The following is a 25,631-nucleotide window of genomic DNA, read 5'->3' as shown; positions in this document are numbered from 1 at the left end:
ATTCTGCGTATGGTTAGTGAGTGTTATCTTTGGGAAATCTATTCAGTAGTTAGAAAGCGAACAGTATTTACGTGTCAAGCAATAACTCTTGCGGGCTGGCTCTAGTGAGATCATGGAGGAGGTTTGAGAACAAGGGGAAAACTACTAAGGTTTCGGCGCCGGCCTTAGCAGTTTTAGCCTCCTTGGCGCTTACAAGTTGTCAAAGCTCTCCAGCTTTACCTTCTTCACCTGCGGAGCTGTCTTCGTCTTTATCCACCAGCCAAAGTGTTCTTAGCAATGCGATTCAGTACTCTCCCAGCGAGATGGTCCTGACTGGAAGATCTGGTCCTTACTGGGCTCTCGTGGGGTTTAATACCCAGACTCATCAGACCCAGTTCATAACTCCGCCTGGGGTAAGCACTCGTGGAGGGATTGCGGTCGCTGCAAACGGAGATGGTTATTTGGTTGCGGGGGTGCACGCATATCAGTCTATGCTACTCTCTCCTATCTTCGTGTCCTCGACTGTTGGTAAGACTTGGTCGACGGCGGAGCTAGGGTTTCCTATGGCGCCCATCACGAGCCCTATAGCTGTTACCAGTCGTGGTATCTACGTAGCTGTTGCCAAAAAGAACGGATCTGACTCCGTCGTGCGAGCTTCTTTGCCGCTGCAGGGAGGATTTAGCGCAGTTCCAACTCCTCCTGGAATGTACAAGGTTGAAGATCTTTTGGGATTTGGCTCTGGTGTTATCGCTATCTACCGAGGATCGGGATCTAGTACAACCTATGAGGCCTCGTACTCTTCGTCAAGTGGAACTTGGACTAGCTACGGAACGGTCTCACCTCTACTTAGGGGTGTCACTCTTTTGACCTCATCGGGGGAGGTGGCCGCGACCTGTACTCCAAGCGGATCGTCTTCGGACTCTGAGGTTGTAACCACTCGGGTATTTGGCGACGGATACAACCCTTCCTCGCCAATAGTACAAACCACAAATGTAGTGCCGAGTCAGTTTATTGGGTGCACTCCGAGTCAGGTGCAGCCCTTGGTCGCTATCTCGATATTGTCGAAGGGTTCCGATGGACACATCGACATAACTGAACTTCCGCGTGCTGGCTCTAACGCGCCGCTTGAGTCTTTTTCTGTGCCAGCGGTCTCGATGTCTAATGTGTTGCCTGTCTCCTTCGGGAGCGACCTGTTTTTGTACTCAGGTACTCCGAACCAGGTAGAGCTAAGGGATTTGAGTGCTAGATCGAATTTCTCTGGCACGATCAATGGAGTATTGGCCTATGTATTTAAGCAGACCAGAGCCAACTAAGTTGACCACTAAGGCGTGCAGAGGTGAGGCTGTGATGAGAGAGATATCCGACAATTACCGCGACGAGGAACTAAATTTTATACTAGGGAGTGGTATTCGTGCCTGATATGAATATGTCGGCGGTATCGTCGCACGCTGGGTTTGTGGTCAAGTACCTTCTATCCAACTGGTCGTTGGATCTGATAATAACGCTGCCGTTTATCATCGTTCCTTCACTTCTATACTTCAGGGGTCTAAAGGTCGCCTACAGGGATCAAAGTGAGGGTAGGCCTCTGTCTGTAGGTGCAGACACCCAAAGTGTCATTATGTTCATGATCGGCATGTTCTTAATGTCGGTATCTTTTTTTACTCCGGTGATGTACTGGTCGATGGTGTATCTTTACATGCACATGTTGATCCATGTTCTCGTGATGATTGCCGTCCCCCCTTTTATCGTTGGCTCGAAGCCTTGGCAAATTATGAGACTTGGCGTTCCAAATCGGCTTGACGGAGCGATGGACAAGTTGGCAACGATCGTGTCTCTTGAAGGTCCTTTGGCTTCGATTATGAGGTTTCTTACCAATCCGCTTCTCGCCCTGATCTACTTCATAGCTGTGATGTGGGTGTGGTTTTATCCCCCTTTGATGACCTACGCCGTTACGAACGAATACGTCATGGACCTTATGCACTTCACCTTCATAACGGCTGGGATCGGTCTATTTGTGCATCTCATCGATAATCCACCTTTCCCAAAGAGGGTAGGAAACCCCGTTATCCGGCTTGGTATGATCCTCGTTGGCACATACTCGTCCTTCATGTTGGCTATGTTGCTCGGACTTTCTTCAGGTCCTTGGTTTTCGGTATACTCCCATATTCCAGGGAAGACTCTAAGTGCAATGGCTGACCAGCAGATTGCCGCTTCAGTGCTTTGGGTTTTGTGTATGGAGCCCTTTGTGTATACAGCTTATTACAACATCAAACTATGGATGTCTCAGTCTGACGCAGGCGAGTACAACGAACCTACCCCATGGCTGAAGCGGATCAAGCGGCCGGTTGTGGTGCCTCCTGGATCACAGAACTAACTGTTGAAAGATCTATGTGGCAGATTTTGGCTTTGCAGGTAACCGTGGTACCTTTAAGTCATGTGATGCCGGGATCCGAAGGTTCTTTCACTGTCGGAAGCAGGAGTGTGAAACGTGTATAACCTCTATCTGTTGGCGCAGATGAGCATGGGTCCATCTAAGTCCATGATGTTCCCTCGGTTTTCTTGGGGGGCGATGCTGAGCTCGTGGAGTTGGTCGCCATTTTCTATGTTTATTCTCGTTCTCGTAGTGCTGGTGGGCATCTGGTATCTAAAAAGTGTAAGAGAGCTTAGAACGAGAGGGGTTCACTGGAAGACCTCAAGAACGGTGAATTTCCTCATCGGTCTATTGACCGTTGATATAGCGCTACAGTCCCCTATAGCTACACTTGCGGGTTCGTCATTTTCTGTTCATGTTACTCAGCACATGATTCTCATGGCGCTGTCCCCGCCCTTGTTGGCGCTCGGGGCACCGAGCACATTGTTGCTTCAGACCTCTTCAAGAAAGACAAAGAGCCGTTGGTTATCTGTCCTGCACTCTAAACCCTTTCTCCTTATATCAAATCCTCTCAGTGCTTGGACTTTGTACTACGGTGTGATGTACGTGTTTTTTCTCACGCCCCTCATCAACATTGCAATGTTGCATATGTGGCTGATGGATCTAATCAACCTGGGGTTTTTGTTTGGTGCGACGCTGTTTTGGTGGCCACTTGTGAGCCCGGACCCAATTGTAAGGTGGAAGATGGGATTCGGTATGAAGTTTCTTGCGCTGGTTCTTGGCGTACCCTTTGATACCTTCTTAGGTATTGCGCTTATGAGCGCCTCCACGCCAGTTGCATCTATGTACTCTCTAGGTACTACGCATGCTGGCGGTGCGTTGCTTTGGGGTCTAAGTGAGTTCTCAATAGTCGGGGGTATAGTTCCAATCTTTTTCCAGTGGTTCTCGGCAGAGGAGAGGGAGGCTCAAAGGTTAGACCGCAGATACGAGGAAGTATCTAGCTCTGATACTTTGGCCAACGGAGGTGAGCTATAACGAGGTTCCCTCGCCTGCAACTTGTGGTTGTGACCTTAGTTTCAGATGCCAATGCTCTTTGTTGCTATCTCCTAAGAACCCCTGCGGCGTCGGCTATGGAGACCACGACGATTGCAAAGTAGAAGATATAAGAGGCGATAACGATCGCCTTTGGAAATACGGATCTTCTTTTTGTGGTCCAATAGATCATCGATACCCCAAAGAGAGCGAGAATGAGCGGCAGTAGGGTGTTCATGATAGCTACGTTAGCTACCTGTGAGTAGACTTGGAACGTGAAGCTACATATCTTTTCACTGTCTTGTGTATTCAGAGGCCTGGAATAAGGATACTTTGTTGGACACCTGCCTGCTCGTTGATGGTTACTCTCTGGCGTTCAGAGCCTTTTATGCGCTTCCTCAAACGCTGACAAACTCCTCTGGCCAACCCACTAACGCTCTTCATGGTTTTTCTAAGATGCTTGCAACCCTAATCGAACGTTACAGACCGGACTACCTCGCAGTTGCACTGGACTTTCCAGCCCCGACATTTAGAGACGAACTACTTGCGACCTATAAGGGGCAACGACCCACGACACCAGAGGCACTCAAAGCCCAGCTCGAGATATTGCGTCCACTTATCGCAAGCCTTGGTGTGAAGGTAGTTGAACAGCAGGGGTACGAGGCTGATGACGTGGTGGCAACGCTGGCTACGCTTGCGCGTGATCGCGCCATAAAGTCATTTATTGTGACTGGGGACAGAGACTCCTTCCAACTCGTCGAAGATCCTTTGGTAGCGGTACTTTACAACCGCCGGGGAGTCAGTGAGATCGATCTCATGGATGAATCAGCCGTGGAGAAAAAGACTGGAGTCCCGCCAAGGCTGTACCCACATCTTGCTGCTTTACGAGGGGACCCCTCTGATAACCTGCCCGGCGTTCCAGGTATTGGCGAAAAAACGGCTGCGAAACTAGTCCAGACCTATGGGTCGGTGCAAGAGGTTTACAGGAACCTTGATGCTTTACCTGAAAAACAGAGGCAGGCTCTATCTACCTGCAAGGATCAGGTGGATCTGAACCTAAAGATGACGATGATGGTAAGGGATGTACCGCTCTCGGAGACCATGGATGACTTACGGATTGCGGAATGGAACCCGCAAATGGCCGAGGCAACCTTTATCGGACTGGATCTACGAAGTGCATATACTGCATTTCGCAAAGCTTTCACACAGCGACCAACGAATGTGGACGACGATCTATTTCAAGATACCACTGCAAGGGGCGCCAGAGTTGAAATTCCCACTCTTTTACCCGTATCAATAGGGCAACTTGAGTTCGATGAATCTGTTCCCACCTTGGACTACTCGCTAGGGAGTGGATCGCGCGATGAACTCGAATACCTGGCCGTTGCGAATGGTAGGAACTTCGCAGTTCTCAAAGCGGATAAGGAAGGATTTGTCGAGGAGCTTAGAGAGCTCATAGGGAAGTTGAAGGGTCGAGCCGTAGGGGGTATCTCGCTTAAGTCCTTGTTGCGTGCCTTGGGAATGATGGGCTTGGGTGAGGTGGACGTAGTCATGGACTGTGCCTTAGCGGAGTATCTCATAGATCCTGGATCTCGGTCTCTTGACCTTGACTCTATCTCTTGGCGGTATCTGAACATATCTGCGAGTCAAGGGTCGGAGGAGTCAAACCTTCTCCAAGGCGTCTCCGAGCATTCGTCGGAGAAGCTCCAACGCCGCCTAGAGGTTTTGGCAGCTCTAGCAGAACCTCTTAGACAACGGCTTACTGATGGTGGACTTATGGAGCTGTTTGAAAGCGTCGAGGTGCCCCTTTCCAAAGTGCTTGCCCGTATGGAGGTGAGAGGGGTGTTGGTAGACGTTTCAGTGCTTAGGTCGCTGAACTTTGATCTCCAAAGAGAGAGCGCTGAGCTTTTGGATAGGATTCGCAGTCTCACTCGGCCGGATCTCAATCCTAACTCGCCTCAGCAACTCGCTAAAGTACTCTTCGAAGACCTAAAGCTTCCAGCAGGCAAGAAGACTAAGACGGGTTATTCGACCGATGCTAAAGTCCTTGAAAAGCTCCGAGGAGTTCATCCCGTCGTGGAGTTGATACTTTCCTACAGGGAGGTTGACAAGCTTCGGTCGACCTTTGCAGAAGGACTTTTAGCGGAGGTGCGTGATGATGGACGTATCCACGCCACGTTCTCCCAGACAGTGGCAAGAACAGGACGCATCTCATCAGAGTCACCCAATTTGCACAACATACCGATAAGAAGCGAGAGAGGGAGACTGTTTCGGGACGTCTTTGTGGCGCCTGAAGGTTCGGTGCTTGTAGTAGCTGACTACTCTCAGATTGAGTTGAGAGTGATCGCTCATCTGTCACATGATGAAAGCCTCATCGCTGCGCTGACCTCTGATCACGATGTACACTCTGAGACTGCTTCCATGGTGTTTCAAGTACCTATCGATGCCGTCACTGCTGAACAGAGAAGTAAGGCGAAGATGGTTGCGTACGGTCTTGCTTATGGTATGGAGGCGTACGGTCTTGCTCAACGTCTAAATATCTCGACTTTGGAGGCGGAGGATATTCTTCAATCTTTTTTCTCGGCGTTCCCGAAGGTGAAGTCCTACACCGAGAGATCCGTTGCAGAGGCAAGGTCGCTGGGGTATACCAAGACGCTACTGGGTAGACGCCGTTACTTCCCAGACCTAAACTCGGCTAATCGGTCCTTGCGACTAGCAGCTGAACGACAGGCGATGAACGCTGGTATCCAGGGCCTAGCTGCGGATATCTTCAAGGTGGCGCTGCTACGAATTGAAGAGAGGCTTAGCGACAAAGAGGCACAGTTGGTTCTGCAGATCCATGACGAGGTGGTCGTCGAGAGCAAAGAAAGTATCGCTGCTGAGGTCGCTGAAATCGTCGAAGACGCAATGAGCAACGCAATGAAACTTGTGGTACCCCTTGTTGTAAACGTTGGTATCGGAAAGAGATGGTCTGACGCTAAGTAAAGGAGTGGGGCGTGCTGTCGATTCGCTCCCGTGCATCAGTTTTAGGTGGGGTTTTCACCTCTCGAGAGGCAAGTCGGTCATCCTTGCATAAACGATCGGTAAATAGTTGATAGCAAAGACTAGTTTTGATCGTTTCTCTCTTTGGATACGGTAACATAGTTGCATGTTCTCGTCTATACCTTCAGGCGAGCGACATACAGTCTAGGAAAGAAGGCTCTAAGAAATATGACCGAAATATCATCCCCAGCAGAGACTGCAGAGGGTGTATCAACTACTGAGGAGATCAACTCCCAAACCTCACCTATCGTTCTCGATGATCTCGACGGACTCTCGTTCGATGAAGCTATCGAAGGCACGATCATCAGCTTTGAGGACGGCGACCTTGTCAGAGGCAAGGTAGTTAAAGTCGACAAAGATGAAGTTCTGCTGGATATAGGATTTAAGTCCGAGGGAGTAATTCCCGCCAAAGAACTCTCAATACGCAGGGACGTAGATCCGTCTGAGATCGTCTCAGTCGGAGATGAGATTGAGGCGCTCGTCCTTCAAAAAGAGGATAAAGAAGGAAGACTGATTTTATCCAAGAAACGCGCTCAGTATGAGCGCGCTTGGGGTGAGATTGAGGCTGTCAAAGAACGTGACGGTGTGGTAAAAGGTGTTGTAATCGAGGTCGTCAAGGGCGGACTCATAGTTGACATCGGACTACGAGGCTTTCTGCCAGCGTCTTTGGTGGAGCTCAGGCGAGTTAGAGATCTGGCTCCTTACATCGGCAAGACGGTCGAGGCAAAGATCATAGAGCTGGACAAGAACAGGAACAACGTTGTTTTGTCCCGCAGAGCTTTCTTGGAAGAGAATCAAAAAGAACAGCGTGAGGAGTTTCTTGACAATCTGCGCCCCGGTGATGTTCGCAAGGGCGTTGTCTCTTCAATAGTAAACTTTGGAGTATTCGTGGACCTTGGAGGCATGGACGGTCTGGTCCATGTCTCAGAGCTTTCCTGGAAGCACGTTGATCATCCGTCATCTGTGGTGCAAGTGGGTGATGAGGTGTCAGTGCTGGTTCTCGACGTCGACCACTCAAAAGAGCGGATCTCGCTTTCTCTCAAAGCCACTCAAAGCGATCCATGGCAGGAGTTTGCAGATGCCCACAAGGTTGGTGAACTGGTCTACGGCAGGGTGACCAAGATAGTTCCCTTTGGTTGCTTTATTCAGGTTGCTGATGGTATCGAAGGTCTGGTGCACATCTCTGAGATGGCACTTCACCACGTTGATCTCCCTGAAAGAGTGGTATCACCTGGAGAAGAGCTATGGGTAAAGATTATCGATATCGACCTCCAGCGACGAAGGATCTCCCTATCTATCAAGCAGGCCGCCGAAGGCGGGGAGGTCGCTGCAGAGTATCAAGAGGCCTTTGGAGAGCATAACTACGACGAGTATGGAAACTACATTGGCCCCTACGCAGTGGCAGACTTTACTCCAGAGACAGAGTCGCAGGCGGCTTGGGCAGAGTACGTTGCGGAAACCTTTGGAGCTGTAGCCGGTGGCGATGACGATGCCGAGGGTGTAGGTTCCGAGGAAGGACATGACTCAGGCGAGTAGTTAGATTCCAATTCCTATGGTTCGTCCAAGGGCTGTGCTCTTTTGAGCATGGCCCTTGTTGTCGTTTGGGGATCGAACGCGTGCTAAAGAATGCCTGGTTAGCGAGGGTGATTGTCAACGTAGAGTCTCTATAGCGCTAGGGTCTATGTTTATGTTGGTGGTTGGCTTGACGGGTGGAATCGGTTCAGGAAAGTCAGCGGTATCCTCTATGCTCAGTCAGTACCCAGAGGTAGCGGTGATCGATACCGATCTGGTCGCCAGAGAGGTGGTCGAACCAGGGAGCAAAGGGTTGTCTATGGTGGCAGATAACTTTGGAAGCGAGGTTATCTCCTTCGATGAAACCCTTGATAGGCAGAGGTTAGGCTCTATCGTGTTCAGGGATCCAAAGAGGCTAGAGCTATTGAACTCGATTCTGCACCCTCTTATATTTGAGGTAGTAACGCAGCGCCTTAGTGAAATAAAGCAAAGCTCAAGATACGAAATCGTTCTCTTGGTGGTTCCTTTACTCGTTGAGACAGGGTTGAATCGTTACCCATTAGATAAGGTCGTCGTAGTAGATGCGCCGATCGCTACTGCGATTGAAAGGCTCGTCAGGGACCGGAAGATGGATAGATCAGAGGCGATAGAGCGGATCTCAAGACAAGCGAGCCGAGAGGAGAGGCTCCAGGTGGCTGACTATGTGGTGGAGAACTCCAGCACCTATAGTGACCTAGAGGAGCAGGTGAAGGTATTGTATGGCTGGCTCAAGGAATGTGCTAATCCTAAAACATCTGGGTAGGATCTAAGTATGCCTCCGTTTAAGGTTCACTCTCCCTACTCTCCCGCTGGTGACCAGCCTAAAGCTATCGAAGCCCTAGCGAATGGGATCCACAGGGGTGACCGTTTTCAAACGCTTTTGGGAATCACTGGCTCCGGCAAAAGTGCGACTGTAGCATGGCTTATCGAAAAGGTGCAAAAACCAACGTTGGTGATCGCTCCTAATAAGTCTCTGGCTGCCCAACTTGCATCGGAGTACCGTGAGTTCTTCCCAGAGAACAGGGTGGAATACTTCGTCTCCTACTACGACTACTACCAGCCTGAGGCTTATCTACCGACTTCGGACATATACATAGAAAAAGACGCGACCATCAACGACGAGATCGATCGTCTCCGACACTCAGCTACTTCTGCGTTGCTCACTCGACAAGACACTATCGTAGTTGCCTCCGTCTCGTGCATATACGGACTGGGATCGCCGGAAGAGTATCGTAAGCAGATAGTGCCCCTCCGAGTAGGGGAGGAGTTCGAGATTCCAAAGGTTCTTTCAGCTTTGGTATCGATCAACTATGAACGTAACGATATGAATCTAATTCGGGGGAAGTTCCGCCTCCGGGGAGATACCTTGGAGGTCCATCCTTCCTACGAGGAGACTGCTTTACGTATCGAGTTCTTTGGGGATACGATAGAGCGTATCGTACGCTTTGACGTCCTTACAGGTGATATTCTCGGTGAACTCGAGGAGTTCGTGGTTTTTCCGGCTACGCACTACCTAGCTTCACAAGATCGTATGAAACTGGCAGTAGCTTCTATAGAGGACGAACTGGGTGAACGTCTGCGAGAACTCGAGTCTCTTGGTAAGGCGCTTGAGGCTCAGAGGCTTAGAATGCGCACTCAGTTCGATCTTGAGATGCTTCAAGAGGTGGGGACTTGTAGCGGAATTGAGAACTACTCAAGACATCTAGATGGGAGGGCCCCTGGAGAACCACCTTTTACACTTTTGGACTTCTTCCCCAAAGACTATCTTCTAATAATCGATGAGTCACACGTGGCTATTCCTCAGATTCATGGTCAATACGCAGGTGACCGGTCTAGGAAAGAGACCCTCGTTGAGTTTGGCTTCCGGCTTCCTTCAGCGCTCGATAACCGTCCGTTGCGCTTTGATGAGTTCTACGAGCGTATAAATCAGTGTGTCTTCCTGTCGGCTACTCCTTCTAGGTATGAGATAGAGGTGTCAAGCCAAGTAGTCGAACAGATCGTAAGACCTACGGGTCTTTTGGATCCAAAGGTTGAGGTTCGCCCCACAGAAGGCCAGATAGACGATCTCATCAAAGAAGCAACTACACGGATCGCAAAAGGCGATAGGGTCCTAGTCACGACACTCACCAAGAAGATGGCCGAAGACCTTACCGATTACCTGATGGAGCTTGGTCTAAAGGTTAGGTATCTGCATTCAAACGTCGACACCTTAGAGAGAATCGAGATTCTCAGAGATCTGCGGGTCGGAGAGTTTGACATCTTGGTAGGGATCAACCTCTTAAGAGAGGGTCTGGACCTCCCGGAGGTCTCTATGGTGGCGATTCTTGACGCAGACAAAGAAGGCTTTCTCAGGTCGGAGACTTCGCTGATTCAGACGATCGGGCGGGCAGCGAGAAATGTGGATGGTTTTGTCGTACTGTACGCAGATAGGGTTACGGACTCCATGAGGCGTGCGATTAGCGAGACGAACCGTCGGCGTGCCCTGCAAGAAAGTTATAACAGGCAGCACGGGATCGATCCCAAGACCATCCGTAAAGCCGTCTCGGACATTTTGGATCAGCTTCGACCTGACCGTACGACCGTTCCCAACCTTAAGACCTCTAAGGTGATCAAAAAGTACGGTAACCTCGGAAGTGACGAACTCTCTGGCCTCATCCGCACCTTGGAGGAGGAGATGCATCAAGCATCGGCTGATCTTAGGTTTGAATACGCCGCTAAGCTGAGAGATGAGATAAAGGAACTTACGGCTATGTTCTCCGACTCCAGATAGGACGTCGATCTCATACATTGAAGGGCTCAATGGGTGCCCACTACCTTGCTTACTCATCTGTTCTTTGAACAAGGATGTCTCTTGGGGCCCGATGTAAGACTGATAGCGAAGTTGGTGATTTTGTTGAATATTGATGCCGTGCGTGTGCGTGGTGCTTTGTCCGTTGGAGTTAGGTTGCCCGAGGAGATAGCGAAGAAGACGCTAACCAAACTCTCATATAGGAAATTGGAAGCGCTAAATTCAAAGGGTCCACTCTTGGCACTCTCCCTTAGCATATTGACTCTAGTTGTCCTGGGGGCTATTGAAAACTTGGGAATATCGACCGCTATGCCCATCGTGGAGCGGCAGTTTGGCCATGTGGAACTCTATGGCTGGGTATTTGCAGCATACAGCCTTTCATCCCTATTTGGGGGTGCATTTTTTGCAGTCGTTGGCGACCGATACTCGCTACGAAGGGGACTGCAGTTAGCGGTTGGAGTCTTTGCTTTAGGCCTGCTTTTAGGAGGAGTCTCGATCTCTATGGCGACCCTCGTGGGCGCCCGCGTGGTTCAGGGCTTTGGATTTGGGGGCTTCGCAGTCCTGCCTTATACGATGATTAGTCGGTACTTTGAAGCACATCAAAAGGGTAAGATGCTTGCGGCCATGGCAAGCGCATGGATAGTGCCGTCTTTGTTTATCCCGCCGATCGCCGGCATGATATCTCAGTCGATCGGTTGGAGGTATGTCTTTATTGGTGTAGTCCCAATCGCAGCGATCGCCGGACTATTCGCAGACTCAGCGGTGCGTAAGATCGATAGAGACAATCGAAGTCAAGGCCAGCGTCCTGCGTTGAGCGAAGTGCTGAGTAGATCCCTAGCTGGTCTGGGTACTGCTATCTCAATAGGACTCATAATTGTGTCCATGTCTATGCATGGAAAGACGGCTGGGAGGTTCACGTTGGTCTTTGGCGTGGTCTTGTTCGTGTTTTCGGTAGTTCGACTTTTGCTGAAGGCCACTTTTTATCGAAGGGTTGACTCTGTGTTGATTCTCCTTGCACGAGGTCTCTCGAGTTTTGCGTTCTTTGGTATCGAGTCCTTTCTTCCCTTCGTGCTCTTTAGCGTCAAGAAAATGCCTCTTACCGAAGCAGGTCTGGTTCTCACGGCCTCCTCGTTCTCCTGGAGTGCCGGGTCATGGTTTCAAGCCCGAAGCAAGGTACTTAGAAGCTTCAAGGTAAAGGTATCTTTGGGGGTATCCGTTTTTATATTTAGCCTCGGAATGCTCTGGATCGATCTAAGTGTAACTTATGCTCCGGGATGGGTAAGTGTTGTTGCGTGGTTCGTTGCTGGGGCTGGACTCGGTGTTGTGTATCCTTCTGTTACCCTCGCTGGACTCGCTTCGGCGAAGCAAGGAAGCGATTCGCAGATGTCTTCTTTGCTGCAGATTTTTGATACAGGAGGATTTGCCGTTGCAACTGGAGTCATCGGTGCCCTACTGTCCAAGGGTGCAGTGACCGCACATTTAGATCTCAGGGTAGTTCGCTACGCTTCCAACTTCGAAGAGGCGATATTGGTGGCGGCGTTTGTGGCGACTGGAGCTGTACTATCTGTTCTTGCAGGACGGTTTCGTTTCCTTGGTGCCTCTTCGTAAACGTTTAGACTTTGCCTTCCAAGCTGCGTTGAGGAAGTTTTCGGAAGAGTTGTGATGTAAGTATCTAGGATCAAATAAAGAACTCAAAGATTAAGAGGTCTCGCTAGGAGTAGATGTAGTTGCCTGAAAAGATTTACGTAAAAGGGGCTCGGGAGCACAATCTAAAAGATATAGACGTTGAGATTCCTAGAGACAAGCTGTCCGTATTTACCGGCCTCTCCGGCTCTGGAAAGTCTTCTTTAGCCTTCGATACTATCTTTGCGGAAGGTCAAAGACGCTACGTTGAGTCTCTGTCTGCCTACGCCCGTCAGTTTCTTGGTCTAATGGAAAAGCCCGACGTTGACTTCATAGACGGCCTGTCTCCGGCGATATCGATCGACCAAAAGTCGACCTCGAAGAACCCGAGGTCGACGGTGGGAACGGTGACTGAGATATACGACTATCTAAGGCTGCTCTACGCCCGTGTTGGCATCCCACACTGTCCGAACTGTAAAGCAGAGGTCTACCGCCAGACTCCCCAAGAGATCGTCGATAGAGTTCTGGGGCTTGAAGAAAGGACCCGGGCCCTGATCGTTGCGCCGATAGTCAGGGGACGAAAAGGGGAGTACAGTGCACTCCTCGACGAACTCTCAAAAAAAGGATTTGCTCGCGTTCTTGTGGATAACATCATGTATGAGCTATCCGAACGTAAGAACATTCACCTGGCGCGATACGAGATGCACGATATATCGGTGGTTGTGGATCGCTTGGTAGTGAATGATAAACAACAAAGAAGAATTACAGACTCTGTCGAGACAGCACTATCTCTGTCGCAGGGAACCGTCGAAGTTCATATCCTGGGTGAAGAGGGTGCAGATGCTACGGTTATGTCTTTCTCAGAGGAGTTGGCTTGCGCTAGGTGTGGTATATCCCTTGGATCTATGGAGCCGAGGAACTTCTCTTTCAACACACCCTATGGAGCCTGTCCAGGATGCGATGGAATTGGCACGAAGTTCGAGGTCGATCCTGATCTAGTAGTAGCCGATCCGTCGCTCTCTCTGCTCCAGGGAGTCATTGCACCTTGGGCAAATCAGCGCTCTACGTATTTTGAGAGGCTTGTAGAGTCTGTAGCAAAAGAGCACGGGATTCCCCTAAATGTTCCGTGGTCAAAGTTGTCTAAAAAGCATCGTGATATCTTGCTTTATGGTGTCGAAGAACCTGTGGTGCTCACATACTCTTCCCGTTACGGAGGTAAACGCACCTTCTCGATGAACTACGAAGGTGTCGTCCCTTACCTGCATCGACGCCATAGCGAGGCAGAAAGTGATGCAGCACGGCTGCAGGTGGAAGGTTACATGCGGGAGGTGTCTTGTCCTGACTGCAATGGAGCAAGACTAAGGCCCGAGTCACTTACCGTCACGGTCGATGGAATGAACATCTTTGAGTTTACATCGCTCTCCGTTACTGGAGAGTTGAAGAAGGTTCTATCTCTATCTCTTACCGACCGTGAGTGGTCGATCGCTCGCCAGGTCGTAAAAGAGGTGTCGGGTAGGCTCCAGTTTCTAGAGGATGTGGGTCTTGGTTATCTAACCCTAACGCGCGCAGCTAGAACCCTATCGGGTGGAGAGGCCCAGAGAATTCGCCTAGCATCACAGATAGGATCCGGTCTAGCAGGGGTGCTATATGTATTAGATGAACCCTCAATCGGTCTACATCAAAGAGATAATCGCCGTCTGATCGAGACTCTTTTAAAGCTGAGGGATCAGGGGAACACGGTAATTGTGGTAGAGCACGACGATGAGACGATCCGTGCTGCAGACTACGTGGTAGATGTAGGTCCTGGGGCAGGGGAGTACGGTGGATATGTTGTCTATAGCGGCGATGTAGAAGGATTATGTAACCACAAGGAGTCGATAACTGGACGTTACCTCTCTGGGGAGATGCGGGTCGAGGTTCCACTTACTCGCCGGAGATCAACTCTTGGGTCGATTCGTGTGGTTGGTGCTAGAGAGAACAATCTAAAGGGAATCGACGTGGAGTTTCCTTTAGGAGTATTTACAGCGGTGACCGGTGTGGCAGGATCAGGAAAATCTACCCTTGTGAATGAGATTCTTCTCAAAGCTCTGCGTGCTTCAGTGTATGGATCAAAGGAGGTTCCCGGGCGTCACCGTAAGGTAACTGGCACGGAGACGATCGACAAAGTGGTCGATATAGATCAGTCACCGATAGGGCGGACTCCGCGTTCAAACCCGGCTACCTACAGCGGTGTCTTTGATCACATACGAAAGCTCTTTGCCCAAACACAAGACGCACGAGCACGAGGCTACATGCCAGGCCGATTTTCCTTCAACGTAAAAGGAGGCCGTTGCGAAGCATGCAACGGGGACGGGACACTGAAGATCGAGATGAACTTCTTGCCTGATGTCTACGTTACCTGCGAGGTGTGCAAAGGTGCTAGGTATAATCGCGATACCCTCGAGGTTCAGTGGAAGGGTAAGAATATCTCGGAGGTTCTTTCGATGCCGATCACCGAAGCGCTAGACTTCTTCGCCAACCAACCAAGCGTCACGCGTCACCTTGAGACATTAGACAAGGTGGGCCTTGGATATGTGAGACTGGGTCAGTCAGCGACAACTCTCTCAGGAGGAGAGGCACAACGGGTCAAGTTGGCTGCAGAACTTGCGAAGCGGCCGACGGGACACACGCTTTATATTTTAGACGAGCCCACAACTGGACTACACTTTGAAGACGTTCGTAAACTGCTGTTGGTGCTCCACTCCCTTGTGGATCAGGGAAACACCGTAGTTGTAATCGAACACAACCTCGATGTTGTCAAGACAGCAGACTGGATAATAGATCTTGGTCCCGAGGGCGGGGACCTAGGTGGGGAGATCGTAGTTGAGGGTACGCCCGAGACGGTGGCTAACAGTGGGTTGGGTTATACGTCTAGCTACCTAAAACAAGTTTTGTCTTCTTAGCTTCAAATGAGGACGACGTGATCAACGAAAAGCCAAAACCGTCATCCATTCCTGATGAACCAGGGTCCTATATCTTTCGGGACGGCGCCCAGAGAGTGATTTATGTGGGCAAGGCCAAGTCTCTCAGGTCTCGGCTTTCAAGCTACTTCACTAACGAGTTGCAACTTCCAGTGAAGACACAGGCGATGTTACAGACAGCTGCGTCGGTGGAGTGGATACAGGTAGGAAGCGAAGTTGAGGCCTTGATACTTGAGTACAATCTCATAAAACAACACAGGCCTCGATACAACGTTAGACTGCGTGACGATAAGTCATATCCATACCTTGCAATTACAACCTCCGAGCGATGGCCCCGAGCTATCGTTACAAGAGGTATGCAGAGGAAGGGTGATAAGTACTTTGGACCCTACCCACACACAAGAGCCATCAGGGAGACGCTAGATCTTCTTACAAAAACCTTCCCCCTGCGAAGCTGCTCTAACACTAAGTTCCAACGCCATGAGAAGATGGGCAAACCCTGTCTTGCGTACCATATCGACAGATGTTTAGGTCCCTGTGTGGGCAAGGTTGAAGAAAAGGAGTATCGCGAGACCGTTGCTGGTCTGGCACGGGTTCTTCGCGGTGATTCAGACTGGATAGTGCAACGCCTCGAGTCCGAGATGAGGCAGGCAGCGTCCGATCTGGAGTTTGAGACTGCAGCCCGAGTCAGAGACCGTCTATCTTCCCTCCGCACAGCTGTGGAGCGCCAGGAGATTGTATCCGCTCAAACCGATAACTTTGACCTCCTTGGATACTACGAGGATGAGTTGGAGAGTTTCGGGCAGCTCATACTCGTAAGGCGAGGCAAGGTCGTTGGGCGCGCAAGTGCGGTCCTTGATAAGGTGGAACCTCTCTCGAGTGAAGAGGTAGTGGAAAGCCTCCTGCGTTCTTTATATGAGGAGGTTGTGTCGGAGGTTCCGAGCACCATCTTCGTTCCCGCTCTGCCTCACGAGATGCAGGTTGTTCAGAGTTGGCTCACAGAGAAAAGAGCCGGGAAGGTTGAGTTCAAGATCCCCAAGAGAGGTCAGAAGCTGTCCCTTATGGACATGGCCCAAAAAAACGCCAAAATTGAATTTGACCGTTCTAGAGCACGCAGAGCCACAGACCACAACACAAGATCGGAGGCTTTGGTGGAGCTGCAGAGTGCTCTTGGTCTAAAACAGGCTCCGCTAAGGATCGAGTGCTACGACATGAGCCATCTTCAAGGAACGAACTACGTGGGATCGATGGTCGTTATGGAAGATGGGCTTCTAAAGCGCTCTGACTATCGCAGATTCAAGGTCTCCTCCCCGAAGAACGACGACTACGGAGCGATGGAGGAGGTGCTAAGGAGGAGGCTCAAGCGAGAGAAGGAACGCCTCGGGGAGAACGAAAACATTGAAGGTGCACCCTCGACTATCAAGAGATTTGCGTACCCGCCGAATCTAATAGTGGTCGACGGAGGCAAGGGTCAGTTAAACGTAGCGGTTAGAGTGGTTGCCGAGTTGGGAATGACCGATCAGGTAGAGCTTGCTTCGCTGGCAAAGGAGTTTGAGGAGATCTATGTGCCTGGAAAAGAAGAGCCGATACGTCTCAGTCGAAGTTCTCAGGCACTTTTCTTGGTCAAGCTGCTAAGAGATGAGGCACATCGCTTCGCGATAACCTTCCACAGATTACTGCGAGCCAAGTCGTTGAAGAGAATTTCACTAGATGAGATTCCAGGGCTTGGAGAGAAGCGCAAAGAGCTGTTACTGGCCCAAGTCGGAAGTGCGGCAAAGGTTCTCTCAGCGACGGATGCAGAGATCGACTCGTGGACATTCTTGCCATCAAAGGTACGTTCAGAGATCAAAGAACAGGTCCACAACCGTCGCTAAAATAATGTGCATGGGTTAGCCTGATCTCGTGAGCGATGAAATAAATGCAAAGGAGATAGAGTCGGCGAATCTCGAACTTTGGGAGACGCACGCCAAATGGTGGCAAGACAACTTTTCTGAAGGAGCTGATCCGGAGTACGAGGAGCAGATTCTGCCTTTGATCCAGGCCTGGTCCCAAGGCTTTACTAAGATACTCGATGTTGGAACCGGAGAAGGTCAGATCATTCGAAAACTCACAGCCTCGGGGAAAGACGTGCCTGACCTTGGCGTGGGCATAGATCCCTCCATGGCACAGGTTGCTGAGGCCAAAAAACGACTGAACTCAGGGATGTTTCTGCGTGCGATCGCTTCCGAGATGCCCTTTGCCGACGAAAGCTTTGATCTCGTGGTAGCTTGCCTTGTCTTTGAACACGTCTTAGAGGTTGACTCTGCGATTAAGGAGGTGGCCCGTGTCTTGGAAAAGGGGGGGAGGTTTATCTTCTTGCTGAATCATCCGTTGCTTCAGACCCCGAACAGTGGATGGATCGACGACCACATCCTTATGGAGCAGTACTGGCGGATAGGAGACTATCTAAAAGAGGACGTCACCGTTGAAGAGGTGCAAAAAGACGTATTCATACCCTTCGTCCATCGTCCGCTCTCTAGATACGTAAATCTCTTGGTGCGAAATGGGCTCTATATTGAAGAGATGCTCGAACCTCCGCCTCCACCTGGCTTTATAGCTCAGGCGTGGGAGTACCAACAGGCTGCGTTCATCCCGAGGCTATTAGCCCTTAGAACATCGAAGAGGTAATACAGACATGTCTTTGGTCATCGTCTCTGGTATGTCAGGTGCTGGAAGGTCGTCCGTTGCGGCGGCTTTGGAGGATCTCGGATGGTTCGTGATCGACAACATGCCGCCATCGCTGATGCCAAAGGTCGTTGAGCTTGCGGAGTCGATGAGAGATCCCTCGCCTTCCCTTGGACTCGTGGTTGGTCGAGAGGTTGCATCTGATATCTCGTCGCTAATCGAAGCTGTGGAGCTTCTACGCGATCAGATTCCAGCGACACGAGTTGTATTTCTAGATGCCTCCGATGATGCGTTGATACAACGTTACGAAGGGACCAAACGCCGACATCCTGTACCAGGGGAAAGTGTGATCGACTCGATACATCGAGAAAGAGAGATCCTCTCAAAGGTCAAAGATCTCGCTGACATAGTTATCGACTCGTCGGATCTCTCGGTTCATGAGCTTAGGTCTCGTGTCTATGAGGTTTTCTCCGCCGATGGAACCTCGACTGAGATGAGGGTGGTAATAAGTTCTTTTGGATACAAACATGGACTGCCTCGCGACGCTGACCTAGTCTTTGACTGTCGATTCCTGCCCAATCCATACTGGGACAAGTCTCTAAGGGAGCAGACCGGTCTGGACCAAGGTGTTAGGGACTACCTGCTCTCTAAGCCTGAGGTGACCGAGTTCTTAGGCGTTCTCCAATCCTTCGTTGGATATCTGCTACCTAAGTTTCGAGCCGAGGGAAAGTCGTACCTTTCAGTGGCGATCGGTTGTACCGGAGGAAAACACAGAAGCGTTTTCCTCGCAGAGGAGCTGAGAAAATGGATAGAAGCGAACGGGGGCCGCGTTTCGGTTAGGCATCGCGACTTTGAGAAGTGAAATGCGCCAAAGGGAGATGGTAGATGATTGCATCAAGTAGGCCGAAACTTGCAAAGGTCTGCGTTGTCGGGGGCGGACACGGCTTGGAGGCATCAATTAGCGCTGCAAGACAGCTTGCCGAAGAGGTGACTGCCGTTGTTGGAGTTGCAGATGACGGTGGATCCTCGGGCAGATTGCGAGATATCTTTGGCCTGATACCCCCAGGCGATATGCGACGATGCATGAGTTCTTTTCTTCCAGACGACTCTATGGTCAAAGATATTATTGAGTACAGATTTAAAGACGGTGAGTTTAAAGATCACGCCCTTGGAAACCTGGTATTTTTAGCGGCTCTAGACATCTTTGGCTCGACCTGTAGAGCATCTGCGTTTATGACAGACCTCTTCGGTGTGTCGGGGAAGGTTCTTCCCGCCTCGGAAGAGCCACTTACTCTATGTGCAGAGCTTTACAACGGGCGCACGATAAGAGGACAGGTTCAGATTCATCTCTCCAGTGGTATTAAAAAGGTCTGGGTTGAGCCTGACCTATCGGGTTCGCCGACTGAGACGATAGAGGCGATTGCGTCTGCCGATGCAGTGGTTCTAGGGCCGGGATCTCTCTATACGAGCGTCTTGGCGGCGGCGGTGGTACCTGATGTAAGGAGAGCCTTGGCAGATGCCAAGGGAACAGTGGTGTTTGTCGCTAACCTCAAAGAACAGCCTAACGAGACTATAGGTGTAGATGTGGGAGCTCAGATTAGGGCGTTAACCGAGCATCAGATTCGTTACGACTTTGCCATAGTCGACTCGTCTCTAAGTAACTCTTTAGACTCTAGCAGTTTCGAGAGGCCACTAATGGTTCGAGACGTTACAGCGGCCGGTGGGTACCGTCATGACGCCTTGGCTCTAGCTAGAGCTCTGGAGGAGATTTTGTTCTGATTTTTGGGAAATTTTGCACTAATTGTGAGATAGTCTTACTCGCGCATTCGGAGCGTACTATTATTTACACAATATTTGGGCAAACCGAGATAGAAATTCTGTGAACTTTGGTTTGTGTGGTTTATCTACGAGGAGTGTGGGGATGTCATTGCGAGTAGGCATCAATGGATTTGGTCGTATCGGCCGTAACTTTTTGCGGGCGGCTCTAGAGAGGGGAGAGGATATCGAGGTAGTAGGCGTAAATGACCTTACCTCTCCTCATACCAACGCGCACCTCCTAAAGTTTGACTCCACACAAGGGCGTCTCTCTGAGGATGTGACGGTCGAGGACGGATTTATCAGAGTAGGTGCTCAAAAGATGAAGGTTCTCGCCGAGACCGATCCCAAGGCACTTCCGTGGTCTGAGCTCGGCGCAGATGTGGTAATTGAATCTACCGGTAGGTTTACCGATGGATCCAAAGCAGCAGCGCACATAGACGCTGGAGCAAAGAAGGTGGTCATATCCGCTCCAGGAACTAACGTCGATGCGACCTTCCTCGTCGGCGTAAATGACCATACCTACGACAGTGCAAAACATCACGTGGTGTCAAACGCCTCTTGTACAACCAACTGCTTTGTGCCCATGATCAAGGTCTTGGACGATGCGTTCGGCGTGAAAAATGGTTTGATGACGACGGTCCATGCCTACACCAACGACCAGAACCTTTTAGATCTAGCTCACGGTGATTTGCGAAGGGCAAGAGCAGCTGCAGTCAACATAGTTCCCTCTTCCACGGGTGCAGCCAGAGCGACTTCACTAGTTCTCCCAGAGATGAAGGGAAGGCTTGATGGCAGTTCTCTTAGGGTACCAGTCGTTGACGGCTCGATAACTGACGCCACTGTGATCTTGGATGGAACGTTCTCGGTGGCCGATATCAACGCTGCTTTCAGGTCAGCTGCTTCTGAGGGGCCGCTAGCTAAAGTACTTGTCTACTCAGAGGAACCCCTTGTCTCTTCCGATATCGTCGGATCTCCAGCTTCCTGCACCTTTGACTCTCAACTGACTCTAGCGATGGATCTAGGAAACGGTACAACTCTAGCAAAGGTTTTTGGATGGTATGACAACGAGTGGGGCTACTCGAACAGGCTGCTTGATCTGGCCCTTGTCGTAGGAAGTCAGCTTTAAGGTTTAGATAAAGGAAAGGTCAAAGGCTACTGCTGTGAACTTACCAAAGCTGGGAGAGCTTGGAGACGTATCAGGGAAAAGCGTCCTTGTTAGGGCCGATCTAAACGTTCCCTTGGTGGAACGTGACGGTGCTATGGAGGTGGGTGACTCCTTTAGAATCGAGGCCACTATTCCAACGTTGACTTGGCTCCTTGAACGTGGAGCCAAGGTAACCCTCTGTTCTCATCTCGGTCGGCCCAAGGGGTCTGTTGTTGATCGGTACTCAATGAAACCGGTGAGGGCAGCGATTCATGAGAGACTTCCAGAGGTAGAGGTTCTAGAAAATCTTAGGTTTGATCCGGGCGAGGAGTCCGGTTCAAAAGAGTTCGCAGAAAGGCTAGCCCAAGGTTTCGATCTCTATGTATTCGATGCGTTTGGTGCGGCTCATAGGGCACACGCGTCGGTCGTGGAGGTACCAAGACTTTTACCCTCTGTTGCGGGTGTGAACATGGCTATGGAGGTGGAGAAGCTCTCTAAACTTATCGAGGCTCCGACCTCCCCTTACGTAGCAGTCGTCGGTGGTGCTAAGGTATCGGACAAACTTGGCCTACTGAAGAGTCTGATCGAAAAGGTCGACAAGGTGATCGTTGGCGGCGCAATGGCATTTACCTTCCTTGTTGGACAGGGTGTGAAGGTCGGTAACTCCTTGGTGCAAGAGGAGCTAGTCGATCAGTGTAACGAGCTGATGAAGACCAAGAAGATTTCACTACCTGTTGACTTTGTGTGCCTGCAGACAGGTAAGCCCTTTGGCGTCCCCGATGGTGAGCCGTCGCAGCAGATATTTGAGGGAGACATTCCCGAGGGCTGGCTAGGTCTGGACATAGGTCCAAAGAGTGCGAGGATCTTTGCCTCTGTAATATCGAGTGCTTCTTCGTTGCTTTGGAACGGTCCCATGGGCGTGTATGAGGATTCGCGTTTTTCGGGTGGTACCATCGCCGTGGCGCGTGCGGTTGCAACATCAAAGGCTTATAGCGTCGTTGGAGGGGGGGACAGTGCCGCTGCTCTTAGGAAGGAGGGTCTAGCCGATGGGGTTTCGCACCTATCGACCGGTGGAGGCGCTTCATTGGAGTTCATCGAAAAAGGAACTCTGCCTGGGATAGAAGCCCTCAATCAGCGTCTAGGTTGGCACTAGATTAAGTCAGCTAAAAGTCTGTCGGAAAGACCGTTTCACGGTGGATGTTGATTAGAGAGGAAGTGCTTCCATGGCCGCTAAGTCCAAAGATTTCGTGGCGAAACCGAATCCAATGAACGGCCGTTGTAGGCTGATCTCGGGCAACTGGAAGATGAATCTCAATCATCTTGAGGCCATCGCTCTCGTGCAAAAGTTACACTACTCTTTGCGAGAGAGTGACTATCGCTACGCGGAGATATCGGTACATCCTCCTTTCACCGCCCTTCGTTCGATTCAGTTACTTCTCGAGACCGACAGAGTGCCGATCTCGCTGGGTGCCCAAAACACCTACTTTGAAACCTCGGGTCCATTCACCGGTGAGGTCTCACCATCGATGCTCAACAAGCTAGGGGTAAAGTACGTCATAGTGGGCCACTCTGAGAGGCGTGACATATTCGGAGAGACGGACGAGGTCGTCTCCAAAAAAACGAAAGCGGTTCTTGATGCCCAGATGATCCCTATCGTCTGTGTGGGTGAGTCGCTAAAGGAGAAACAGGAAGAGATGACAGAGGCCGTATTGACCCATCAGGTTGAGGCGGTCGTATCGGGAGTTAACTCCGAAGGCTGTGAGTCATTGGTCTTCGCCTATGAACCAAAGTGGGCGATCGGATCAGGGATGCCTGCAGGAGCTTCCGATGCGGTGCGTGGTGCAGAGGTGATCAGGGCGACTGTCTCGAAGTTCCACGGGGAAGAGGTGGCCTCCAAGGTCAGGGTCCAATATGGGGGATCAGTGAACTCTGCGAACGCAAAGGAGTTCATGGAACAAAAGGAGATCGACGGACTTTTGGTAGGAGGAGCTAGCCTTTCATCAGAAGCGTTTGCGGCGGTAATACAGGCTTAGGAGAGAAAAGTTGCTAACCATAGTGCTCGTAGTGCTACAAGTTATCTCTTCGATCGGGATGGTAGTTTTTATATTGATCCACAGCGGCAAGGGCGGAGGTCTCTCTGACATGCTCGGTGGTACCTTGAATGCAACAGCTGCTGGATCAACTGTGGCTGAGCGAAACCTGGACCGTATAACGGTTCTGTTAGGCTTGGTGTTCGTCTTTACATCTGTTGCTCTGGCGATTCGACTTAACCCATAGTTTTCTGAGCCCATAAGCACTTGAAAGTCTTATAACCCAGTGAAAAGGGCTTTTGGATGAAGGGTCCGAACGACGAGGTGTTAAAGTCAGGTGCTAAAGGGCAGAGGTAATTGTTTGACACGTACGATCAGTCGAAGCGTAATCTTTGTAGCTATGTTGCTTTCTGTCTTGTTGGTGCGTGATGCTTGGCGGGTCAGGGGTGGTTCCGAGTTCTCTACCAATTCTCTGATTGGTAAGGCTTTCCAGTATCAGTTACAGACCGTATCGGGTGGACCTGGACTTTCGGCCACGGGTGGAATCGAGTTATATCCCTGCGATAGTCATCTTCTAAAATGCAACAATCCTAAGGTATTCGACATCGATCTATATGGTCCTAATGGCCGTACACCTAACGCCGAGGTAGTTGCAGCTATACATAGAGTCGGTGGTTATGCGATCTGTTACATAGATGCGGGAACCTGGGAAGACTGGCGTCCAGATGCAAATGTTTTTCCGAGCTATCTTCTTGGGTTACCAAACGGTTGGCCGGGAGAACGATGGCTCAACATATCTGATCTGGGTGTCTTGTTGCCAATTATGAAAAAAAGAGTGGCAGAGTGTGCTAGAGCAGGGTTCAATGCAGTGGAGTTTGACAACGTTGATGGGTATACAAACGACACTGGCTTTACGATAACCGCCAAGGAACAGATACGTTACAATGAGGCACTTGCTCGGCTTGCTCATATCTATGGATTAGCAGTTGGACTGAAGAATGACTACGGCCAGATAAGAACGTTAGAGTCCTACTTTGACTTCGCAGTCGATGAGCAGTGCGTTCAGTACCATAGTTGTAATCTGGTAGAACCCTTTATCTCCGCCGGCAAGGCGGTATTTGACGTCGAGTATGAAGGTAGGGTCTTGGACAACTGTCGGCGTCTACCAAAGGGTATTTCGCTGACTCAAAAAAGTCTTGCACTGCTGCCGCTTCCATATGGAGTATGCGCATAAGTTCTATCTGAAATCGTCCCCAGTTGTCTATCTCGCAAGATGTTTGACCCAGTCCATATATAGATGTGCAGAGCAAGGAAACGTATCTCCGCTAGTCAAGGTAAGTCTTGATCCATCCATATCACCTCCTGGAAGGCCATATGGCCTATTCAAATCCGACAGTGCCTAACTTCGCAAAAACCTGCAGGTTATAAACCAATTGCACTCTTTAGCCGCCTGAGCGACTCCTCGATCGTCTGATGAGAGGTAGCGAGGTTTATACGTACGTGTGTCTCTCCTCCTACTGGAAGGAAATCCAGTCCTGGACTTAGAGCCAACTTGGCCTCTCTTAGCAGGTACTCGTACGCGTTGTCGTCATCCGCAGGAAGATGTGGGGCAAGATCGATCCATGACATATAGGTACCTTCAGGTATGGCGGCATTCACCTTGCTGGCGGTGCTAAAGTCTGAGAGAGCCTCTCGATTGTGAGATATGTAATTTAGTGTATCGTTCAGCCAAGTTCCTGAGGTCTCAAAGGCTACCGCACTGGCGAGCATGCCCAGCGATGATGGGCCTGAGAGTAGACCCTTGGGAATAAGACGCATCGTTTCACTTGGAGTTCCAGCAGGAATATGCACCGCAGCAGCGTGTAACCCTGCAATGTTGAAGGTCTTGGATCCGGAGATTAGGGATACAGTGCGGGCTTCGACCTCAGGGGAGATCGATGAAAAGGGGATATGAACGTGATCTTCAAATAAGATATCCCGGTGTATCTCGTCGGATATCACCCATAGGTCATTTTCAAGCGCCATTTCGGCGAGAGACTCAAGCTCTGCACGTGTAAAGACCCTTCCGGTTGGGTTGTGCGGATTACATAGCAGCAGTATCGAGTTTGGGTGCTTCCTAACCTTTTCTCTGAGGTCTTCCATGTCTATCTGGTACGATCCCGCCAGAAGCGGCATCTGTGAGGTCACAGCTTCTTTGCCAGACTCTTTTACCGCTCTGAAGAATGGTGGATATGCGGGGGTTAGGAATATGACTGAGTCACCTGGTAACTGTTTGGTAGCCCAGTAAATCGCCTGCACCACGTCTCCTACTGGTTCTAACTCATCAGCTTTGTATGAGTAGCCAAAGTGGTCTTCGCTCCAGTGGTTCAGTGATGTTAGGTAGCGATCGTAGAGCTGCTTGGAGGGATACCCAAGATCGGATCTTGAGATTGTATCGAGGAGAGTCTGAGTGACCTCCGGAGGGGTTGGGAGATCCATGTCGGCGACCCAAAGAGGAATGACGTCTTTTTCGTAGCTGTTCCACTTTACTGAAAGGCCTCGTCGCTCTCTGATTTGGTCGGGGTTCTCGTTCAACATCCTTGATCTTTCTTTGTAGGTGTCCTAGTCGGCTTTTGATGTCTGGGTTCTC

20 protein-coding genes are annotated in these 25,631 nt (G+C 50.5%); 18 read left to right on the top strand and 2 right to left on the bottom strand.

The window, feature by feature from the left end; genetic code table 11:
• The first annotated feature begins 104 nt into the window (after nt 1-104).
• From BUA24_RS01060 to BUA24_RS01050, 3 genes are all read left to right on the top strand, one after another.
• Nucleotides 105-1,292, top strand: coding sequence for a hypothetical protein (locus BUA24_RS01060; RefSeq protein WP_143146314.1), 1,188 nt, complete (start codon nt 105-107; stop codon nt 1,290-1,292).
• 107 nt (nt 1,293-1,399) lie between these two features.
• A complete protein-coding gene (locus BUA24_RS01055; RefSeq protein WP_245790238.1) occupies nt 1,400-2,353 on the top strand; it encodes a cytochrome c oxidase assembly protein in 954 nt (317 codons plus the stop codon).
• Between the two features lie 114 nt (nt 2,354-2,467).
• Nucleotides 2,468-3,385, top strand: coding sequence for a cytochrome c oxidase assembly protein (locus BUA24_RS01050; RefSeq protein ID WP_072787878.1), 918 nt, complete (start codon nt 2,468-2,470; stop codon nt 3,383-3,385).
• Nucleotides 3,386-3,449: 64 nt separating this feature from the next.
• Here the strand turns inward: BUA24_RS01050 and BUA24_RS12365 are convergent, their stop codons facing one another.
• Nucleotides 3,450-3,620, bottom strand: coding sequence for a hypothetical protein (locus BUA24_RS12365; protein ID WP_178138654.1), 171 nt, complete (start codon nt 3,618-3,620; stop codon nt 3,450-3,452).
• 98 nt (nt 3,621-3,718) lie between these two features.
• On the opposite strand from BUA24_RS12365, the gene polA reads away from it, so the two are divergent.
• The 15 genes from polA to BUA24_RS00975 all read left to right on the top strand — a co-directional run bounded on the left by polA (nt 3,719) and on the right by BUA24_RS00975 (nt 24,236).
• Nucleotides 3,719-6,367, top strand: coding sequence for a DNA polymerase I (gene polA, locus BUA24_RS01045; RefSeq protein ID WP_072787877.1), 2,649 nt, complete (start codon nt 3,719-3,721; stop codon nt 6,365-6,367).
• Nucleotides 6,368-6,592: 225 nt separating this feature from the next.
• Nucleotides 6,593-7,960 (top strand): 30S ribosomal protein S1, encoded by a 1,368-nt coding sequence (rpsA, locus tag BUA24_RS01040; protein ID WP_084660071.1) that lies wholly within the window; start codon nt 6,593-6,595, stop codon nt 7,958-7,960.
• 151 nt (nt 7,961-8,111) lie between these two features.
• A complete protein-coding gene (gene coaE / locus BUA24_RS01035; RefSeq protein ID WP_072787875.1) occupies nt 8,112-8,738 on the top strand; it encodes a dephospho-CoA kinase in 627 nt (208 codons plus the stop codon).
• A gap of 9 nt (nt 8,739-8,747) precedes the next feature.
• Nucleotides 8,748-10,745, top strand: coding sequence for an excinuclease ABC subunit UvrB (uvrB, locus tag BUA24_RS01030; RefSeq protein ID WP_072787872.1), 1,998 nt, complete (start codon nt 8,748-8,750; stop codon nt 10,743-10,745).
• A gap of 81 nt (nt 10,746-10,826) precedes the next feature.
• Nucleotides 10,827-12,371, top strand: a complete 1,545-nt coding sequence (locus tag BUA24_RS01025; protein ID WP_143146313.1) for an MFS transporter — start codon at nt 10,827-10,829, stop codon at nt 12,369-12,371.
• Nucleotides 12,372-12,490: 119 nt separating this feature from the next.
• Nucleotides 12,491-15,328, top strand: a complete 2,838-nt coding sequence (uvrA, locus tag BUA24_RS01020) for an excinuclease ABC subunit UvrA (RefSeq protein ID WP_072787868.1) — start codon at nt 12,491-12,493, stop codon at nt 15,326-15,328.
• A gap of 17 nt (nt 15,329-15,345) precedes the next feature.
• Complete coding sequence (uvrC, locus tag BUA24_RS01015) at nt 15,346-17,220, top strand: excinuclease ABC subunit UvrC (protein WP_245790235.1); 1,875 nt, start codon at nt 15,346-15,348, stop codon at nt 17,218-17,220.
• A gap of 28 nt (nt 17,221-17,248) precedes the next feature.
• Nucleotides 17,249-18,013, top strand: a complete 765-nt coding sequence (locus tag BUA24_RS01010) for a class I SAM-dependent methyltransferase (protein WP_245790234.1) — start codon at nt 17,249-17,251, stop codon at nt 18,011-18,013.
• A gap of 7 nt (nt 18,014-18,020) precedes the next feature.
• Nucleotides 18,021-18,872 carry an RNase adapter RapZ gene (gene rapZ, locus BUA24_RS01005; RefSeq protein ID WP_072787866.1) on the top strand — a complete coding sequence of 284 codons (852 nt, stop codon included), beginning with the start codon at nt 18,021-18,023 and terminating at the stop codon, nt 18,870-18,872.
• A 23-nt stretch (nt 18,873-18,895) separates the two neighbouring features.
• On the top strand, nt 18,896-19,789 hold the full coding sequence (locus tag BUA24_RS01000; protein ID WP_072787864.1) for a gluconeogenesis factor YvcK family protein: 894 nt from the start codon (nt 18,896-18,898) through the stop codon (nt 19,787-19,789).
• 142 nt (nt 19,790-19,931) lie between these two features.
• Nucleotides 19,932-20,954, top strand: coding sequence for a type I glyceraldehyde-3-phosphate dehydrogenase (gap, locus tag BUA24_RS00995; protein ID WP_072787863.1), 1,023 nt, complete (start codon nt 19,932-19,934; stop codon nt 20,952-20,954).
• Between the two features lie 34 nt (nt 20,955-20,988).
• Complete coding sequence (locus BUA24_RS00990; protein WP_072787862.1) at nt 20,989-22,125, top strand: phosphoglycerate kinase; 1,137 nt, start codon at nt 20,989-20,991, stop codon at nt 22,123-22,125.
• Between the two features lie 70 nt (nt 22,126-22,195).
• Nucleotides 22,196-23,005 (top strand): triose-phosphate isomerase, encoded by an 810-nt coding sequence (gene tpiA, locus BUA24_RS00985; RefSeq protein WP_245790233.1) that lies wholly within the window; start codon nt 22,196-22,198, stop codon nt 23,003-23,005.
• A 10-nt stretch (nt 23,006-23,015) separates the two neighbouring features.
• Nucleotides 23,016-23,249, top strand: coding sequence for a preprotein translocase subunit SecG (gene secG / locus BUA24_RS00980; RefSeq protein WP_072787861.1), 234 nt, complete (start codon nt 23,016-23,018; stop codon nt 23,247-23,249).
• A 114-nt stretch (nt 23,250-23,363) separates the two neighbouring features.
• Nucleotides 23,364-24,236 (top strand): endo alpha-1,4 polygalactosaminidase, encoded by an 873-nt coding sequence (locus BUA24_RS00975; RefSeq protein WP_072787860.1) that lies wholly within the window; start codon nt 23,364-23,366, stop codon nt 24,234-24,236.
• 188 nt (nt 24,237-24,424) lie between these two features.
• Here BUA24_RS00975 and BUA24_RS00970 read toward each other — a convergent pair whose 3' ends face one another.
• The gene (locus tag BUA24_RS00970; RefSeq protein ID WP_072787859.1) at nt 24,425-25,579 is read right to left on the bottom strand and encodes a MalY/PatB family protein; all 1,155 of its coding nucleotides are present in this window, start codon (nt 25,577-25,579) and stop codon (nt 24,425-24,427) included.
• Between the last annotated feature and the right edge of the window lie 52 nt (nt 25,580-25,631).

This window comes from Ferrithrix thermotolerans DSM 19514, assembly GCF_900128965.1.
Classification (GTDB): Bacteria; Actinomycetota; Acidimicrobiia; order Acidimicrobiales; family Acidimicrobiaceae; genus Ferrithrix; species Ferrithrix thermotolerans.
Note: the sequence above shows the minus strand (reverse complement) of the source record. Positions and strands in the feature narration are given on the sequence as shown.

Bases quoted from the DNA above. Each gene is read 5' to 3' on its own strand.
- BUA24_RS01055 (WP_245790238.1), top strand. From the start codon at position 1,400: ATGAATATGTCGGCGGTATCGTCGCACGCTGGGTTTGTGGTCAAGTAC.
- BUA24_RS12365 (WP_178138654.1), bottom strand. From the start codon at position 3,620: ATGAACACCCTACTGCCGCTCATTCTCGCTCTCTTTGGGGTATCGATG.
- rpsA (WP_084660071.1), top strand. From the start codon at position 6,593: ATGACCGAAATATCATCCCCAGCAGAGACTGCAGAGGGTGTATCAACT.
- coaE (WP_072787875.1), top strand. From the start codon at position 8,112: ATGTTGGTGGTTGGCTTGACGGGTGGAATCGGTTCAGGAAAGTCAGCG.
- uvrB (WP_072787872.1), top strand. From the start codon at position 8,748: ATGCCTCCGTTTAAGGTTCACTCTCCCTACTCTCCCGCTGGTGACCAG.
- rapZ (WP_072787866.1), top strand. From the start codon at position 18,021: ATGTCTTTGGTCATCGTCTCTGGTATGTCAGGTGCTGGAAGGTCGTCC.
- BUA24_RS01000 (WP_072787864.1), top strand. From the start codon at position 18,896: ATGATTGCATCAAGTAGGCCGAAACTTGCAAAGGTCTGCGTTGTCGGG.
- gap (WP_072787863.1), top strand. From the start codon at position 19,932: ATGTCATTGCGAGTAGGCATCAATGGATTTGGTCGTATCGGCCGTAAC.
- tpiA (WP_245790233.1), top strand. From the start codon at position 22,196: ATGGCCGCTAAGTCCAAAGATTTCGTGGCGAAACCGAATCCAATGAAC.
- BUA24_RS00970 (WP_072787859.1), bottom strand. From the start codon at position 25,579: ATGTTGAACGAGAACCCCGACCAAATCAGAGAGCGACGAGGCCTTTCA.